Origin of the sequence: Oceanimonas baumannii (assembly GCF_002245495.1) — a bacterium.
GTDB classification, from domain to species: domain Bacteria; phylum Pseudomonadota; class Gammaproteobacteria; order Enterobacterales; family Aeromonadaceae; genus Oceanimonas; species Oceanimonas baumannii.
The window spans coordinates 1-1,013 of record NZ_NQJF01000056.1 but is presented as its reverse complement, the minus strand read 5'-3'; the positions used below and the strand labels follow the sequence as shown (position 1 = coordinate 1,013).

At 53.9% G+C, this 1,013-nt stretch carries 1 protein-coding gene; it reads left to right on the top strand.

What is annotated here, in order from left to right:
- Positions 1-1,013 (top strand): copper resistance system multicopper oxidase (locus tag B6S09_RS18905; protein ID WP_500689011.1); only part of this gene is annotated, 1,013 nt, incomplete at both ends.

Here is a 1,013-nt window from a genome sequence, read left to right as displayed (position 1 = left end):
AGATGTGTATAAGAGACAGTTACAGGAGCAGGCAGGGGTTTACGGACCAATCGTTATCGACTCGAAAGAGCCTGAACCTTTTCAATACAACCGCGACTATGTGGTGATGTTGACTGACTGGACCGATGAAGATCCTAGTCGTGTCATGGCCAAGCTTAAGAAACAGTCGGGCTACTACAACCACCATAAACGCACTGTTGGTGATTTCATCGACGATGTCAGTAAGCAAGGTTGGTCAGCAACAGTAGCTGACAGGAAGATGTGGGCTGAAATGAACATGAGCCCAACCGACCTTGGAGACGTCAGCGCAGATACTTACACCTATCTCATGAATGGCCAGGCGCCCAACGGTAACTGGACCGGTATTTTCAAGCCGGGTGAGAAGCTACGCCTACGCTTTATCAACGGCTCGGCGATGAGCTATTTCGACGTCCGCATTCCTGGTTTGAAAATGACCGTTGTGGCCGCCGACGGCCAACACGTGAACCCAGTGAGCGTTGACGAATTCCGCATCGCCGTAGCTGAAACGTATGACGTGATCGTAGAGCCTGCCAGTGAAGAGGCTTACACCATCTTCGCCCAGTCTATGGATCGGACGGGTTATGCACGCGGAACCCTCGCACTTCGTGAAGGGCTAGTTGCTCAGGTACCTGCTATAGATCCACGTCCAATCGTCACTATGGATGACATGGGGATGGGCGGTATGGCTGGTATGGACCATGGCAGCATGGCCGGTATGGGCGGCGCCGAGAAGAAGTCAGGTGAAATGTCGGGCATGGCTGGCATGGACCACAGCAAGATGACCGGTATGGACCAAAGCGACATGACCGGGATGACCGGCATGGACAGCGGTGACATGACTAACATGGCGGGTATGGATCACAGCAAGATGGCGGGCATGGACAAAGGCGACATGTCCAGCATGGCCGGGATGGACCACAGCAAGATGGCTGGAATGGGTAGTGGTGATATGTCAGGGATGGCTGGCATGGGCGGTATGGGTGGAGAAATGC